Below are 14770 nucleotides of genomic sequence, written 5' to 3'. Positions count from 1 at the left end.
TCGCCGCGCCCGCGACCTGCCAGCATCATCGCCAGCCTGATCCGGACGAGGACACTGCCTGTCGCCGCTGCCGCGTCCCCTTGGAGCATGGTACCCATGGCATCGACCCTCGCCGCGACAGCAAGGAACGCCGCGCCGGCCAATTCGCGCGCTCGCGTCCTCCTGGCCAGTCTCGTCGGCACCACCATCGAGTTCTACGATTTCTACGTCTACGCCACGGCGGCGGTGCTGGTGTTCCCGCACCTCTTCTTCCCGACCGGCAATGACACCACGGCGCTGCTCGCCTCCTTCGCCGTGTTCGGCGCGGCGATGGTGGCCCGTCCGCTCGGCGCCATCTTCTTCGGCCATATGGGCGACAAGCGCGGCCGCAAGATCACGCTGGTCGGCGCCCTGCTCACCATGGGCATCGCGACCTTCCTGATCGGCGTGCTGCCGACCTATGGCACGGTGGGCTGGCTCGCCCCCGCCATGCTGGTGATCCTGCGTCTCGCCCAAGGCTTCGCGCTCGGCGGCGAGTGGAGCGGCGCGGCGCTGGTCGCGACCGAGAACGCACCGCCCGGAAAGCGCGCCATCTTCGGCACCTTCCCGCAGCTCGGCGCCCCGCTCGGCTTCATCATCGCCAACGGCCTGTTCCTGATCATCGCGGCGCTGCTGCCTTCCGACGATCCGTCGCGCCCGTCGACCGCCTTCCTCGAATGGGGCTGGCGCATTCCGTTCCTGTTCTCGGCCGTCATGGTGATCGTCGGCCTCTGGGTCCGGCTCAACCTGGTCGAGAGCAACGCCTTCGAGAAGACGGTCGAGACCGGCAAGGTCCAGAAGGTGCCGCTCGCCGCCGCCTTCAAGCTGCATTGGAGGGAGCTGATCCTCGGCACCTTCTACATGCTGGCGACCTATGTGCTGTTCTACCTGATGACGACGTTCTCGCTCAGCTATGGCCGCGCCGGCGTCAACGCGCCGCTGCCGGGCCTCGGCTTCGATTATCGCACCTTCGTGCTGATGATGATCGCCGGCGTCGTGTTCTTCGGCATCTTCACGCTCGCCTCCGGCCCCTGGGCCGATCGCTGGGGCCGCCGCAAGACGCTGATCTGGGTCACGCTCGGCATCATCCTGTTCGGCCTGCTCTGGGTGCCGATCCTGTCGCTCGGCACGTTCGGCGTCATGGCCTGGCTGATCCTCGGCTTCACGCTGATGGGCATGACCTTCGGGCCGATGGGCGCGCTGTTGCCGGAACTGTTCCCGGCCAATGTGCGCTATACCGGCTCGGGCATTTCCTACAACGTCTCGTCGATCCTGGGCGCCGCCGTGGCGCCGTTCATCGCCGTGGCGCTCTGGAGCTATGGCGCCGGCAGCCCGTTCTGGGTCGGCGTCTATCTCTCGGCCATGGGCGTGCTGACGCTGATCGCGCTGGTGCTCGGCAAGGAAACCAAGGACGTCGACATCAACGCCTGAGGCAAGCCCCGGACGCTGGACGTCACAAAACAAAGCCCGCGCGGATCGCTCCGCGCGGGCTTTTTGTTGGATCGGCCGTGGTGCCGATCAGCCGAGTTGCGGCAGGACGGCTTCGAGTTCGGCGCGGCGCGGCTCCAGGAAGGCCGGCAGCTTCAGCGACTGGCCGAGGCTCGCCTGCGGCTCGTCGACCGCGAAGCCGGGCACGTCGGTGGCGATCTCGAACAGCACCCCGCCCGGCTCGCGGAAATAAACCGAGCGGAAATAGTCCCGGTTCTTCTGGGCCGTCGTCCGCTGGCCGTGGTTCTCGGCCAGCTTGCGCACCATCGCTTCCTGCGCCGCGTCATCCGCCGCGCGGAAGGCAACATGGTGCACGGTGCCGGCGCCGAGATTGCCGCGCGGAAAACCGCCGACGACACGGAGATCGACGATGCCGCCCAGCGTGGTGCCCTCGACCTGGTAGCGCTGCGTCGTCTCCTCGCTTCCGCCCTTCTGGAAGCCGAAGACATCGCTCAGGATCGCGCCGGTCGCGGCGGCGTCGTCGAGCAGCAGCGTTACGGAATGAAAACCGCGAAGCGCATGCTCGGCCGGGATGTCGCCCGCGCTGAAGCCGGGCTCGGCCTCGGCGCCGGCGACGCCGACCAGCGCCAGCCGCATGCCGTCCGGATCGCGGAAGGCGAGCACCGGTTCGCCGAAGCGGCGCGACGGCGTCTCGTGCGAAACGCCCTTTTCCAGGAAGCGCTGCGTCCAGTAGCCGATCGACGATGCGGGCACGCGGAAGGCGGTCTCGAAGGTCTCGCCACGGCCGACCTGCCCGGCTGCTGCATGCTCCCAGGGGAAGAAGGTCAGGATGGTGCCGGGATGGCCGATCTCGTCGCCGTAATAGAAGTGATAGGTGCGCGGATCGTCGAAATTGACGGTCTTCTTGACGAGGCGAAGGCCGAGCACGCCGGCATAGAATTCGAGATTGCGCCGCGCCGGGCCGGAGATCGCGGTGACGTGGTGGATGCCGTTCGACATGGGAATCTCCCGTTTCGGGAGCGCGTGAAGGCCGCGCTCGTTCGAGAGGGAATGTAGGCGAGCCGCCCCGCCCCCGCCACGCAGGGTTCGGTGAACGATCTGTCGCCGGGTGTGGCCGAGAGGGCGAGCAAGGAAGCAAGGCCCTCACCCAACCCTCTCCCGCGCGCGGGAGAGGGCTTTTCGGCCGGTATGGTAAAAAGGTCGAGGTCAGGCGCGATCGGCCCCCTCTCCGGCATGCGGGAGAGGGCTGGGGTGAGGGTCTTACCGTCCTCCGACGATCCTCAGCGTGCAAACCGCCGGGCGCCGGCGACGCAGGCGATGACGGCCAGCGTCACCACCACCATCATCCAACTGACGGGTTCGCGCAGCAGCCAGGCGGCGAGCGCCAGGCCGAAGAAGGGCTGCAGCAATTGCAGTTGGCCGACGGCGGCGATGCCGCCCTTTGCCAGGCCGCGATACCAGAACACGAAGCCGATCAGCATGCTGAACAGCGAGACATAGCCGAGGCTGAGCCAGGCTGGCGCGCCGATGCCGGCGAAGTTCGGCGGCCAGTAGAGCGCCGATACGGCCAGCATCACCGGCAACGACAGCACCAGCGCCCAGGAGATCACCTGCCAGCCGCCGATCGTGCGCGAAAGCCGGCCGCCCTCCGCATAGCCGAGGCCGCAGACGAGGATCGCCGCCAGCATCAGCAGGTCGCCCGCGGGCGAAGCCGTCAGCCCCTGCGCCAGAGCGAAGCCGGCGACGGCCGCGCTGCCCAGCCCGGAAAAGATCCAGAAGGCCGGTCGCGGCCGCTCGCCGCCGCGGATGACGCCGAAGATCGCGGTCGAAAGCGGCAGCAGGCCGATGAAGACGATCGAATGGGCCGAGGTGACATGCTGGAGCGCCAGCGCGGTCAGCAGCGGAAAGCCCAGCACCACGCCGCCCGCGACGACGGCGAGCGGCACGAGGTCTTCGCGCGCCGGCCGCTTCTGGCGCAGCAGCAGCAAAAGGGCAAGCGCCAGCAGGCCGGCGATCGCGGCGCGCGCCACGGTCAGGAATACCGGATCGAACTGCAGCACGGCCGTCCGGGTCGCCGGTAGCGAACCGCTGAAGATGAGCACGCCAATGAATCCGCTGATCCAGCCGCTCGTCGCCTTGTCCATGTCGCACCTTTTCAAGATCCCGCCGCTTCATCGCGCGCGGAGGCTTTTGCGACCAGACACAGAGCGGTACAGTTCGCGGAAACTGTTATGGCGACGGAAACAATACGGATGGACAGGATCGCTGGCGACGGCACGCTCACCGCGCAGGTCATGGCAGTCATCCGGCAGCGCGTCGCCAATCGCAGCCTGACGGCCGGCGCGAAACTGCCGTCGATCCGCGCGCTGGCGGCGAGCCTCCGCGTCTCGACTTCGACCGTGGTGGAAGCCTATGAGCGCCTCGTCGGCGAAGGGCTGATCCAGTCGCGGCCGGGCTCGGGCTTCTATGTCGCCAGCCAGACGGCGCCGCTGGCGCTCTCGGAAATCGGACCGAAGCTCGACCGCGAGATCGATCCCTTCTGGGTGTCGCGGCAGTCGCTCGATGCCGGCGATGGCGACCTGAAGCCCGGTTGCGGCTGGCTGCCGCCGGCCTGGTTTCCGGAGGATGGGCTGCGGCGGGCGCTCCGCAGCCTGTCGCGCGCCGACAGCGCGGCGCTCAGCGATTACGGCACGCCGCTCGGCTTGGCGCCGCTGCGCCAGCTGATCGGCCGCCGGCTGGCCGAGAAGGGCGTCGAGGTGCCGCCCGACCAGATCCTGCTGACGGATTCCGGCACGCAGAGCATCGACCTGCTCTGCCGCTTCCTGGTCGAGCCGGGGGACGTGGTGCTCGTCGACGACCCCTGCTATTTCAATTTCCAGGCGCTCCTGAAGGCGCATCGCGTCGTCATCGTCAGCGTGCCCTACACGCCCAACGGCCCCGATATCGAGGCGTTCGCGCAGGTTTGCGCCGAGCGGCGGCCGCGCCTCTACATCACCAATTCGGCGATCCACAATCCGACCGGCGCCACGCTCTCGCCCGTCATCGCGCATCGCGTGCTGAAGCTCGCCGAGCAGTTCGCGCTCACCATCATCGAGGATGACATCTTCGCCGATTTCGAAGCGCTGCCCGCGCCGCGGCTGGCGGCCTTCGACGGCCTGGAGCGGGTGATCCAGATCGGCAGCTTCTCCAAGACGCTTTCCGCCTCGGCGCGCTGCGGCTTCATCGCCACGCGTCCCGACTGGATCGAAGGGCTGATCGATCTGAAGATCGCCACCACCTTTGGCGGCGGGCGGCTCAATGCCGAGTTGACGCTGGCCGTGCTGCGCGATGGCGGCTATCGCAAGCATCTGGAAGCGCTGCGCCTGCGTCTTTCGCGCGCGCGGCTGGAGGTCGGCGCGAAGCTGCGGGCCCTGGGGCTCGTGCCCTGGATCGAGCCTCAGGCCGGCATGTTCCTCTGGTGCCGGCTGCCCGAAGGCATCGACGCCGCCGATGTCGCCCGGGCGGCGCTCGGGCACGGCATCGTGCTGGCCCCGGGCAACGCCTTCAGCGTCGCGCAATCCGCCGGAAACTACCTGCGCTTCAACGTCTCGCAATGCCAGGACGAACGCGTCTTCACGGTGCTGGAGGCGGCGATCGGCATGGCCGCACGGCCGGACAAGGCGCGGAGCGCCTCGCCCTCGTGATGCCGTCTCCGACCGGATGGCCGAGGCCCCGCCCCTTGCGACGAAGCCCCCGCCGATCCTAGCGGCGCAGGAAGTCGCGCAGGCGGGCGACGCCGGCGACGATCTTTTCCTCGGTGGTGGCGTGGCACCAGCGCAGCCAGCCCTCGCCTTCCGGTCCGAAGGCGCGGCCGGGCGCGAGGCCCAGGCCGGTCTCGCGCACCAGGCGCTGCGCCAAGGCGAGCGAGTCGTCATGGCCTTCGATCTTCAGGAAGGCATACATCGCCCCGCCGGCATCCGGCACGCTGACGCGGTCGAGCGCCTTGAGCTCGTCAACCAGCAGCGCCCGCGTGCGGACGAGATGGGCGCGCATCCGCGCGACCTCCGCCTCGCCCTCGACAAGGGCCGTGGTGGCGGCGCGCTGCGTCGGCTCGAAGATGCAGGAGAAATTGTATTCGACGAGCTTGGTCGCGTCCTGGGCCAGCGGCTCCGGCAGCACCATCCAGCCGATGCGCCAGCCGGTCATCGACCAGGACTTCGAGAAGCTGTTGACCGAAATGATCCGGTCACCCGGCTGATAATGGCGCAGGAAGGACGGCGCCGAACGCGGCGCGGGATCATAGACCAGCCGTTCATAGACGTCGTCGGCGAGGATCCAGATACCGTGCTTGCGGCAATGGGCGAGGATCGCCTGGAGGCTCTCGTCGTCAATCATCCAGCCGGTCGGGTTGTTGGGCGAGTTGATGATCACCATGCGCGTGTCCGGCGTCAGCGCCGCGATCAGCTTGTCGACGTCGAGCGTCCAGCGCCCGTGCTCGACCGACAGCGACACGCGCTCGACCTTTGCGCCGAGGATCAGCGGTGCCTCGCTGATATTCGGCCAGAGCGGCGTCACCACCACGACCCGGTCGCCGGGCGACAGGATCAGCTGGTTGGCGACCTGGAGGCCGGTCATGCCGGAGCCCGTCGCCACCACCCGCTCGACCAGGATGTCGCGGCCATGCAGGTCGCTCAGATAGGCGGCGATCGCCTCGCGGAGATAGGGTCGGCCAAGGTTCTGGGAATAGAAGGTCTCGCCCCCGGCCAGCGACGCGGCGGCGGCCTCGCGGATGAAGGGCGCGGTCGGCTGGTCGGATTCACCGAACCAGAACGGCAGCACGTCGGCCTTGCCCATCGCGGCATTGGCGACTTCGCGGATCAGCGAACTGGACAGCGCGCGCACGGCGGGCCGAGCTTCAACGGGGGTATCAATCATCGTGCAGGCTTTCGTGGTGAGGACGACCAGGCGGCGCCGTGCATGATGGCGCTGAGGAAGGCACGGGCTCGGTCGGTCTGCGGATTGTCGAAGAGGTCGTCGGGGCTGCCCTGCTCGATGATCTGCCCCGCCTCCATGAAGACGACGCGATCGGCGACGCGGCGGGCGAAGCCCATTTCGTGCGTCACCACAAGCATGGTGACCCCGGTGGCCGCAAGGCTCTGGATCACGTCGAGCACCTCGCCCACCATCTCCGGGTCGAGCGCGGACGTCGGCTCGTCGAACAGCAGCACCAGCGGCTCCATGGCGAGCGCGCGGGCGATCGCGACGCGCTGCTGCTGCCCGCCCGAAAGCTGCTCGGGATACTTGTCCACCTGCGGCGAAAGTCCGACGCGCTCCAGAAGCTGCCGTGCACGCTTCTCGGCTTCGGCCTTCGGCATGCCGCGCACGCGCATCGGCGCGATGGCCACGTTGCGCAGCACGCTCATATGCGGGAAGAGGTTGAACTGCTGGAACACCATGCCGACCTCGGCCCGCACCCGCGCCAGGCTCTTGCCGTCTTCCACCTTGGTGCCGTCGACGACGATCTCTCCGGACGAGATCGTCTCCAGCCGGTTTATGCAACGGATCAGCGTCGATTTGCCGGAGCCGGAGGGTCCGATGATCGCGATCACCTCCCCGCGGCGCACGTCGAGGTCAATGTCGCGCAGCGCGTGGAACTTGGCGTAGTGCTTTTCCACCTTGCGCATCGTGATGATGGGATCGGTGCCGGATGCCGAAGCGGCCTTGTCGCTCATGACGGTGGCTCCTGGATTGCGGACGGCCATCAGCGCGACCGCTTCTGGCGGGCTTCGAGGATGCTGACCAGACGCACGAGCGGCAGCAGCAGGATCAGGTAGAGCAAGGCGGCGCCGACCAGCGGCGACGGGTTGGCGTAGAACGCCTGCGTCTGCGTCGCCTGCTTGAGCAGGTCGGGCAGCGCCACGACCGACGCGAGCGCCGTATCCTTGATCAGGCCGATCGATACGCCGGTCGTCGGCGGCACGACAAGCCGCATCGCCTGCGGCAGGATGATGTCGGACATCATGCGCGGCCAGCTGAAGCCGAGCGTGCGCGCGGCCTCGAACTGCCCTCTCGGCACGGCCTCGATGCCGGCGCGGAACGTCTCGGCCATATAGGCGGAGGCGACCAGCGACAGGGCGGCGGCCGCAGCCCAGAACGATGTGAGCCGGATCCCCACGAAAGGCAGGGCGTAATAGACGAGGATCAGCAGCACCAGCAGCGGCAGCGCCCTGAAGACGTCGATATAGGCGATCGCCAGGAAGCGCAGCGGCCTCGGCGCATAGAGCCGGATCAGGACCAGCAACAGGCCCAGCGACAGCGAAATCACCAGGCTAGTCGCGCCCAGCAGGATGGTCAGCCAGAAGCCCTGCAGCAGCAAGGGCGCCGCCTGCTTCAGAACATCGAGATTGAAGAAGGTCGTGATCAGGTCCATGCGGCCCCCGCGGATACGGGTCCGGCCCGCTTTGAGGCAGGCCGGACTTCATTGGGATGGGGAAGGATCAGAGAGCCGGAACCGGCAGCACCTTCGCCGTGCTCGAGCCTTCGGCCGGGGCCATGCCGAACCACTTCTCGTGCAACTCCGCCATCTTGCCGCTCTCCTTGAGTTCGGTGATGACCTTGTTCACGTCGTCCAGGAGCGGGCTGTTCTTGGGAAGCATCAGGCCGAACTGCTCGTTCGTCGGGATGGTGGCGACGATTTTGAACTGCGGCTTGTCCTTGATGTAGTAGGCGTCGATCGGACAGTCGTGCACGAAGCCGTCAATGCGACCGGTCGCGATGTCCATCATCGGATCCTGGTTGCTGTCATAGCGGCTGATGGAACCGAACTTCAGCTTGCCTTCGCTGTCGGTCGCCCAGATCTCGCCGGTGGTGCCCGTGATCACGGCGAGAGCCTTGCCCGACATGCCCTCGACGCCTTCGATGCCGCTCTTCGAGCCGACGGTCAGGCACTGGTCCGCGTCGAAGAAGGGCTGGGTGAACGCCACCGATTCCAGGCGCTTCGGCGTGATGGTGATCGAGCCGATCGCCAGGTCCGAACGGCCCGACTGAACCGCCGCGAACAGGCTCTGGAAGGGCATTTCCTGGAAATTGACCGGCCTGCCGAGCTTTTCGCCAACCAGGCGGAGAATGTCGACTTCGAATCCCATCAGAACGCCATTGCCATCTTGGAACTCGAACGGGACGTTGGCGATGTTGGTCGCGACGCCGATCGGATCGGCGGCCTGCGCAAGGCTGGCGCCGGTGAAGAAAAAGGCCGTGGCGAGCAGGGTCTTGGCGTTCATGTAGTCCTCCCGATGAACTTGAAGAACGCTGTCCATAGCAGACGGCCCCGGGGGCAAATATCCTCCGGCGGGGGGACAGGCGCGCGCCCCCGCGCTGCGCGTGTGCAAGCAGTGACTCGTCCGGCAGGACATGACCGAGCGGCATGAAGGCGGATTCCGGCCTGGGGGCCCGGTTCGCACATAGGCTGGCCCCCGAAAGCGGGGTTTGCCATTGACGGCGCCCGCACAATCGGCTGAATCCTGCGGCCGACATCGAAGACAAGGGGGAAGCGTTGTCCTCGTCCGACTTCAAACCTGTTTGCCAGTTGGCGGCTCCCCGGTCGGTGCGGCCCCTTGCGACGCGCCGGTCCGACGACGCGCTGGCGCGCCTCATCCTGGCGTCGGAACAGCGGGACTTCGACGGTCACCTGACCGCCACGCTGCAGGAGCTGATCTCTTTCGACCTGGCGATGATCGCGCTCTATCACGACGAGGAACTTGTCGAGGTGACGTCTACCTCCTCGCCCGAGCGGATCGGCAGCGAGGTGCTGGAATCCTACGCAAAGCACACCTTCCAGCACAGTCCGTTCTACCAGATGCACCGCCGCAAGATCCAAAGCGGCTTCTACCTGATGGAAACCCTGGCCCGCAGCCCCGTCCTCGACAAGCCGCCGAGCGCCACCGAAACCATCGAGATCGATACGCGCGAAGAGATCGGCTATCTGACCGCCGGCTGGCCCAAGCGGTTGAAGGAGCTGGACTTTGCCCTGCGGGTCTCGGAGCGCGATACCGTCCAGGTCGCGCTCTATCGGACCGGCAGTCGCGGCTTCAGCGAGCGTGACCTGTCGTCGATCGAGCCGATCCAGGCCTCGTTGATGGCGATCTGCCAGCGCCACTGGGAAGACCGCACCCTGCATCTGCAGACCCGCGAAGACCCGATCCAGGCGGCGCTGAGGCGGCTCGGCAGCGACAACCTCTCCTCGCGCGAGATGGAGGTGATGCGGCTTCTGATCTCGGGCGTCGGCGAGAAAGAGATCGCCCAGATGCTCCAGGTCAGCGCCGAGACGGTCAAGACGCATCGCAAGCGCGCCTACCAGAAGCTGGAAGTCTCGTCGCGGGTGGAGCTTCTGGTGCGGCTGCTGGATGAGCGCGGCGTAGCCGGTTCGGGGCGTTGTCAGTGACGGGCGAAGAGCGCGGCATGGCGCGCGTCTTCGCCCTATCGGTCAGACGTCGAAATCGAGGCTGACCGTGCAGCCGGGCGGCAGCGAATAGTCGATCGTGGCTCCCAGACTCGCCGCCATGGCGCTGACGATCCGGCCGCCGACGCCGGTCCCGCGGGGATCCGCGCTCTGCCGGCCGACGCCGTCATCCTGGACGAGGAGGCGAAGCCGGGTTGCCGGATCCGCCTTGAGGATCACGCGGATCTGGCCGCTCAGGGCGCCGGGATAAGCGTATTTGAACGCGTTGATCACGAGTTCGGTGACGAGGATGCCGATCGTCACCGCCTTGTCGGTCGGGACCTCGACGGGGTCGATCTGGCAATGCGTCGTCGAGGTATGGCCCGAAGCGCGCATCGTCGTCTCGAGTTCGCTGACCAGGCCGCCCAGATAGGCGGAAAGGTCCACCACCCGCACGTCGTGCGAGGAATACAGCCGGCGATGCACGCCGGCGATCGCCGCGATCCGGCTCTGCACCTCGCCAAGCGCCTGCTTGACCTGCGGCTCGGTGACGGCGTTGGCCTGCATGCGGATCATCGAGCCGACGATGGCGAGGCTGTTGGCGACGCGGTGGTTGACCTCGTGCAGCAGCACCTCGGCGCGCTCCTTGGCGATGCGCGTCTCCTGCTCGGCCAGCTCGCGTGCCCGCTGCAGGCGGCCCTTCTCGACCGCCTGGTCGATGGCGCTGCCCAGGATTTCCAGGAACTCGTCGCCCACCGCCTTCGGCACATAATCGGCGGCGCCGGCCTTGAGCGCCGCGACGATCACCGCCGTGTCGCCCGATGCCGTGACATAGACCACCGGCGGCCGATCGGGGATGGCGGCGAGTTCGCGCAGGAAGTCGAGGCCGGTGCCGGTCGGCAGATAATGGTCGAGCGCGATGACGTCGATGCCACCGGCCGCCAGCCGCTCCAGGCCGCTTTCCCCCGTCGGCGACGCCTCGACCGCATAGCCCCGCCGCCCAAGCGCCTTCTGCACCAGGCGCGTCAGGCCAGGATCGTCGTCGATATAGAGGATCGAAATCGGCCGGCTTGGCATAACTTATTCGGTTTCCGGCACTTGCATGACCGCGAAGAACAGCCCGAGCTGCCGGATCGCGTTGGCGAAGCCTTCGTAATTGACCGGCTTGGTGATGTAGACATTGGCGCCGAGATCGTAGCAGCGCTGGATCTCGCGGCTGTCATCCGTCGTCGTCAGCACCACGACCGGGGAGCGGCGGGTGTGCTGGTTCGACTTGATCTTCTCGAGAATGTCGATGCCGGTCATGTCGGGCAGGTTGAGATCGAGCAGAACAAGAATCTGCCGGCCGGCGCTGACCAGGCCCGAGCCATCCGGCCCCATCAGATAGTTCAGCGCTTCCGTGCCGTTGGTGAACGGGACGATCTCGTTGCTGACGCCGGCGCGGCGAATGTTCTTCTCGATCAGACGGGCATGGCCTTCATCGTCTTCGATCATGACGATGAGAACGGGTTTGGCTTGCTGGTTCACGTCAAATGGCTCCGATTACGCTGCGCAGATCCCGCGCGAAGGTGATTTCAAAGGTCGATCCGGTGCCCAGTTCCGACTGGACGCCGACATCGCCGCCTATGTTGCGGGCCATCGAGCGGACATGGGCGAGGCCGATCCCCTCGCCGGCCTGATCCTGCGATCCCGACCGGCGGAACAGCTCGAAAATGCGCTCGTGGTCCTGGGGCGCGATGCCCCGGCCATTGTCCTCGACCCTGACGACCACGGTGTTGCCCGGACCGACCCCGGCCTCGATCCGCACCCGCAAGGGCCGGTCTTTGGAACGATACTTGACGGCATTGTCGAGCAGATTGCCGAAGATCTGCTCCAGCGTCAGGCGGTCGGAAAGCAGCGCCGGCGGGCGGCCGTCGATGACCACCTCGCCGCCGGCATCGACGATCTGGTGGCGCACCGCATTGGCGGCATTTTCGAGCAGTCCCTGCAGGTCGATCGTCTCGGGCTTCAGCGTGCGCCGGCCCTCGCGCGAAAGCTTCAGGATGGCGTTGATCAGGCCGTCCATCTTGCGCGTCGAGGAACGGATGAAGCCAATTGCCTCGGGCAGTTCCTCGAAGGCGGCGAGGCGCGCGGCCTCGGCCTTGTCCGTCTCGGCGGCGGCGGCGCCGGTCGGGGCGGTTGCCTCGCCGACATAATCCTGCAGCGCGCCGAGGCTTGCCTCCAGCTCGCTGGTGAAGCCCATGATGTTGACCAGCGGCGCGCGCAGATCATGCGTGACGATATAGGCGAAGCGCTGGATTTCCTCGTTGGCCCGGCCGAGATCGGCGGTCCGCTCGCTGACCCGCCGCTCCAGGTCGGCATTCAGCACGGCGACCTCGCGCTGCGCCTCGACCAGCTGCCGCGTATATTGCCAGACGGTCCAGATCGAGCCGCCGACCACGCCGATGATGACCAGCGCGCCCAGGAACGTCACCCAGCGCAGCATGTCGATGCCGCGCTGCTGCCGCGCGATGCTGTCGAGCACGGTCTGGTCGGCCTTTTCGATCGCGCGGTCGAAGAAGGCGCGCGCCTCGTCCATCAACTCGCGGCCGCGATCGGCGTTGACGATCGCCAGCGCCTCGTCGCGCTGGCCGTTTTTCGCCAGCTCGATCGTAGTCTCGAGTTCCGCGAATTTCGCGGTCATCGTCTCGCGCAGCCGCGCCGCGAGGGTGGCCTGGGCCGGCTCGTCGTCGAAGGCCGCCTGGACCTTGTCCATCTGGGCGGGGAACTTCGACTTCGCGTCGTTATAGGGCGCGAGATAGTCGGGATTGTTGGTGAGCAGGTAGCCGCGCTGGCCGGTTTCCGCGTCCTGGCCGAGGCCTCGCAGCGTGATCAGCGCGGCGCGCTCGCTGCGCGCCTTGATCAGATTGTTCGAGTTGACCGCCGTCTCGTTGACGAGCCAGACCATGGCCCCGACGATCGCCAGCAGGGCGGCGAGACCGAGCAGCAGGAACAGGACGGTCGAGCGGACCAGGGCATTTTTGGAGATCGGCATGGGACCACGTCTCAGGCCCAGGCGACGGCTGGACATCTTGGGCGCCACGCTATCGTCGCGCCCGCCAGTCAGCAAGATATGATGACGCCGGGAAACGGATGCAAGTCCTTCATGGTGAAGGGAAAGCTTGCCTTTCCACCTTCCGGGGCACCCTGCCCGGCATTTTGCCGCTGCGCCCGGCCACGCGCTCCGGATCGCATCCGGCGCTGGATCGTTAAAGGGCTGCAACCGGCCGCGAATCGATGTCGGCGGAATCGTCGCCGGCGGGACACAACGAACCCGCCAGCTCCCAGGAAGCCGGCGGGTTCCAGCATGCCACGGCCCGGTGAGGGATGGACCACACCCTCGGCGTCACCGCTCGGCTCGATCGGGAAACGACCTGCCGATGCCGGCGCAGTGCCGGGCGCCTGACGGCTTTAGCAGTCTTCGAAGCTGATATTGCAGGCTGCGGCGATGGTCTGCAGCGTGGCAGCCTTGTCGAGCGACGGCTTCTGGTAGGTCTTCTTCATCATGTGCCCCCTGGCATTGTTGACGCTACGCAATCTGGCAGAACCGTAAGGCATCCGTCCAGTGCGAAGTGGGGTATTCGCGGTTGCGGTTGGCGAATGTCACAACGAAATTTTCCGAGCCTAACGTCGCGTCGGCCAGTGCAAAAATGCGGCCGGGCCCGAGACCTACCCGCCCTTGGAGTCGCGCAGCAGGTCCAGCCCGATGACGTCGCTCGGGGGATAGCCGAAGTGCTGCTTAAAGGCGCGCGAGAAGGTCGAATGATCCGTGAAGCCAAGGCTGAGGGCGACCTCGCCCACCGCCGGAGCCTTGCGCGCCGCCGCCAGCCGCCGATGCGCCTCGATCAGCCTCTCCTGCTTGATCACGGCAAGAACGCCGCCATGAGGCTGGAAGGCCCGATAAAGCGCCGAGCGCGACATGCCGAGCTCACGGACCAGGGTGCCGGGGCCGAAAGAAGGGATACCGAGGTTTCGCTGGATCAGCCTCCGAGCCCGCGCGACCGTCGCCTGGTTGAGCGTGTCCGCGGCCGGCGCCCAATGCTCGGCTGAGGGGAGAATGCAGGCCGTGACCATCGCCAGCGTCGCCTCGGCAACCCGGTCCAGCTCCATTCCCGACAGCAAGGGGGCTCGATGCTCCAGCGAAACGAGATAGTCCACCATCAGCGCCGTCAATCCCGTGCAGGGGACGGCGGGCCGCAGGCTGTCGAAGATCGCGGCCTGGCCGGCGAACAGATGCCGGGGAAGGAACAGCGACAGGACTTCGCCATCCTTGCCGCGGCTCTCGAAGGGCCGGGCGAGCGACCGGAAGGTCAAGGGCGGGACGTCGAGCTCGTCCGTTCTCCTGGCGGCGTGGGGGGCGACGACCAGCATCCAGTCGTCGACGCGCGGCCTGGCCCAGTGGCGCCACTGCCGGACAATGCCGGGCGGCATCGACGCCCTTGTCAGCGTGAGCCCGCCCAACCCCCAGGCGGAATGTTCGGCCCGATACGGCGCGGCGCGCCCGTCGGCAAGATCCAGTTCGAAGACGTCGCGATAATGATCCCGCCAAGCCGCGAACTGCGCCGTGGGAGCGAGATCGAAGGTGTCAAAACGGGTGGGTAGCATCGCAGACGTCATGGCCGGTTGTGGGTGGATCCGCATTTCACCCCAAAGTGTACCGCCGATCGCCCCTCGTCCATACGCGTCTTTGCGTAGGCGCGGCGTCAGCGAGGCCATGCGCGACGCGGATAGGCCGAGGTCGGGCGCTCGAGACCGGGTGGGTTGATACGGAAACGAGAAAGAAGAAAAGCGCCGATGCGGCGTCTGCCCTGAAAGGGCCTGGCCCGTTTCCCCGAAGGGAAATCAAAT

13 protein-coding genes are annotated in these 14770 nt (G+C 67.0%); 3 read left to right on the top strand and 10 right to left on the bottom strand.

All coding sequences use genetic code 11. The features are described 5' to 3' along the window. The first annotated feature begins 96 nt into the window (after positions 1–96). Positions 97–1449: an MFS transporter gene (locus ACHMWQ_RS10865; protein WP_354548011.1), complete on the top strand. Its 1353-nt coding sequence runs from the start codon at positions 97–99 to the stop codon at positions 1447–1449. Between the two features lie 87 nt (positions 1450–1536). Here ACHMWQ_RS10865 and ACHMWQ_RS10860 read toward each other — a convergent pair whose 3' ends face one another. Together ACHMWQ_RS10860 and ACHMWQ_RS10855 are read right to left on the bottom strand one after the other, a co-directional pair. Next, on the bottom strand, positions 1537–2466 hold the full coding sequence (locus ACHMWQ_RS10860) for a ring-cleaving dioxygenase (RefSeq protein ID WP_396307468.1): 930 nt from the start codon (positions 2464–2466) through the stop codon (positions 1537–1539). 281 nt (positions 2467–2747) lie between these two features. Next, positions 2748–3611 carry a DMT family transporter gene (locus ACHMWQ_RS10855; protein ID WP_396307467.1) on the bottom strand — a complete coding sequence of 288 codons (864 nt, stop codon included), beginning with the start codon at positions 3609–3611 and terminating at the stop codon, positions 2748–2750. Positions 3612–3698: 87 nt separating this feature from the next. Here ACHMWQ_RS10855 and ACHMWQ_RS10850 point away from each other — a divergent pair, with 87 nt between their 5' ends. Next, entirely contained in the window at positions 3699–5150 is a 1452-nt protein-coding gene (locus tag ACHMWQ_RS10850; RefSeq protein ID WP_396307466.1) for a PLP-dependent aminotransferase family protein, read from the top strand. Positions 5151–5208: 58 nt separating this feature from the next. Here ACHMWQ_RS10850 and ACHMWQ_RS10845 read toward each other — a convergent pair whose 3' ends face one another. The 4 genes from ACHMWQ_RS10845 to ACHMWQ_RS10830 all read right to left on the bottom strand — a co-directional run bounded on the left by ACHMWQ_RS10845 (position 5209) and on the right by ACHMWQ_RS10830 (position 8726). Beyond that, entirely contained in the window at positions 5209–6381 is a 1173-nt protein-coding gene (locus ACHMWQ_RS10845) for a pyridoxal phosphate-dependent aminotransferase (RefSeq protein ID WP_396307465.1), read from the bottom strand. Further along, the gene (locus ACHMWQ_RS10840) at positions 6378–7178 is read right to left on the bottom strand and encodes an amino acid ABC transporter ATP-binding protein (protein WP_396307464.1); all 801 of its coding nucleotides are present in this window, start codon (positions 7176–7178) and stop codon (positions 6378–6380) included. Before ACHMWQ_RS10840 ends, ACHMWQ_RS10845 begins: the two co-directional genes overlap by 4 nt. 29 nt (positions 7179–7207) lie before the next feature. Then, positions 7208–7876 (bottom strand): ABC transporter permease subunit, encoded by a 669-nt coding sequence (locus ACHMWQ_RS10835; RefSeq protein ID WP_354547999.1) that lies wholly within the window; start codon positions 7874–7876, stop codon positions 7208–7210. A gap of 67 nt (positions 7877–7943) precedes the next feature. Beyond that, on the bottom strand, positions 7944–8726 hold the full coding sequence (locus ACHMWQ_RS10830; protein ID WP_354547998.1) for a transporter substrate-binding domain-containing protein: 783 nt from the start codon (positions 8724–8726) through the stop codon (positions 7944–7946). 323 nt (positions 8727–9049) lie between these two features. Between ACHMWQ_RS10830 and ACHMWQ_RS10825 the strand changes: the two genes are divergently transcribed. Then, positions 9050–9886, top strand: coding sequence for a response regulator transcription factor (locus tag ACHMWQ_RS10825; protein ID WP_396307463.1), 837 nt, complete (start codon positions 9050–9052; stop codon positions 9884–9886). A gap of 42 nt (positions 9887–9928) precedes the next feature. On the opposite strand, the gene ACHMWQ_RS10820 is transcribed toward ACHMWQ_RS10825, so the two are convergent. The 4 genes from ACHMWQ_RS10820 to ACHMWQ_RS10805 all read right to left on the bottom strand — a co-directional run bounded on the left by ACHMWQ_RS10820 (position 9929) and on the right by ACHMWQ_RS10805 (position 14638). Continuing rightward, positions 9929–10960: a histidine kinase dimerization/phosphoacceptor domain -containing protein gene (locus ACHMWQ_RS10820; RefSeq protein ID WP_354547996.1), complete on the bottom strand. Its 1032-nt coding sequence runs from the start codon at positions 10958–10960 to the stop codon at positions 9929–9931. Between the two features lie 3 nt (positions 10961–10963). Beyond that, positions 10964–11377 carry a response regulator gene (locus ACHMWQ_RS10815; protein ID WP_354551516.1) on the bottom strand — a complete coding sequence of 138 codons (414 nt, stop codon included), beginning with the start codon at positions 11375–11377 and terminating at the stop codon, positions 10964–10966. Positions 11378–11411: 34 nt separating this feature from the next. After that, positions 11412–12917, bottom strand: coding sequence for a CHASE3 domain-containing protein (locus ACHMWQ_RS10810; RefSeq protein ID WP_396307462.1), 1506 nt, complete (start codon positions 12915–12917; stop codon positions 11412–11414). 674 nt (positions 12918–13591) lie between these two features. Beyond that, positions 13592–14638 (bottom strand): helix-turn-helix domain-containing protein, encoded by a 1047-nt coding sequence (locus tag ACHMWQ_RS10805; RefSeq protein ID WP_396307461.1) that lies wholly within the window; start codon positions 14636–14638, stop codon positions 13592–13594. Between the last annotated feature and the right edge of the window lie 132 nt (positions 14639–14770).

The organism is Kaistia sp. UC242_56, assembly GCF_044452255.1.
GTDB lineage: Bacteria > Pseudomonadota > Alphaproteobacteria > Rhizobiales > Kaistiaceae > Kaistia > Kaistia defluvii_A.
This window is presented reverse-complemented; position numbering and strand designations above follow the sequence as displayed.

Bases quoted from the DNA above. Each gene is read 5' to 3' on its own strand.
- ACHMWQ_RS10835 (WP_354547999.1), bottom strand. From the start codon at position 7,876: ATGGACCTGATCACGACCTTCTTCAATCTCGATGTTCTGAAGCAGGCG.
- ACHMWQ_RS10865 (WP_354548011.1), top strand. From the start codon at position 97: ATGGCATCGACCCTCGCCGCGACAGCAAGGAACGCCGCGCCGGCCAAT.
- ACHMWQ_RS10805 (WP_396307461.1), bottom strand. From the start codon at position 14,638: ATGGCCTCGCTGACGCCGCGCCTACGCAAAGACGCGTATGGACGAGGG.
- ACHMWQ_RS10850 (WP_396307466.1), top strand. From the start codon at position 3,699: ATGGCGACGGAAACAATACGGATGGACAGGATCGCTGGCGACGGCACG.
- ACHMWQ_RS10820 (WP_354547996.1), bottom strand. From the start codon at position 10,960: ATGCCAAGCCGGCCGATTTCGATCCTCTATATCGACGACGATCCTGGC.
- ACHMWQ_RS10810 (WP_396307462.1), bottom strand. From the start codon at position 12,917: ATGCCGATCTCCAAAAATGCCCTGGTCCGCTCGACCGTCCTGTTCCTG.
- ACHMWQ_RS10830 (WP_354547998.1), bottom strand. From the start codon at position 8,726: ATGAACGCCAAGACCCTGCTCGCCACGGCCTTTTTCTTCACCGGCGCC.
- ACHMWQ_RS10860 (WP_396307468.1), bottom strand. From the start codon at position 2,466: ATGTCGAACGGCATCCACCACGTCACCGCGATCTCCGGCCCGGCGCGG.
- ACHMWQ_RS10855 (WP_396307467.1), bottom strand. From the start codon at position 3,611: ATGGACAAGGCGACGAGCGGCTGGATCAGCGGATTCATTGGCGTGCTC.
- ACHMWQ_RS10845 (WP_396307465.1), bottom strand. From the start codon at position 6,381: ATGATTGATACCCCCGTTGAAGCTCGGCCCGCCGTGCGCGCGCTGTCC.
- ACHMWQ_RS10815 (WP_354551516.1), bottom strand. From the start codon at position 11,377: ATGATCGAAGACGATGAAGGCCATGCCCGTCTGATCGAGAAGAACATT.
- ACHMWQ_RS10840 (WP_396307464.1), bottom strand. From the start codon at position 7,178: ATGAGCGACAAGGCCGCTTCGGCATCCGGCACCGATCCCATCATCACG.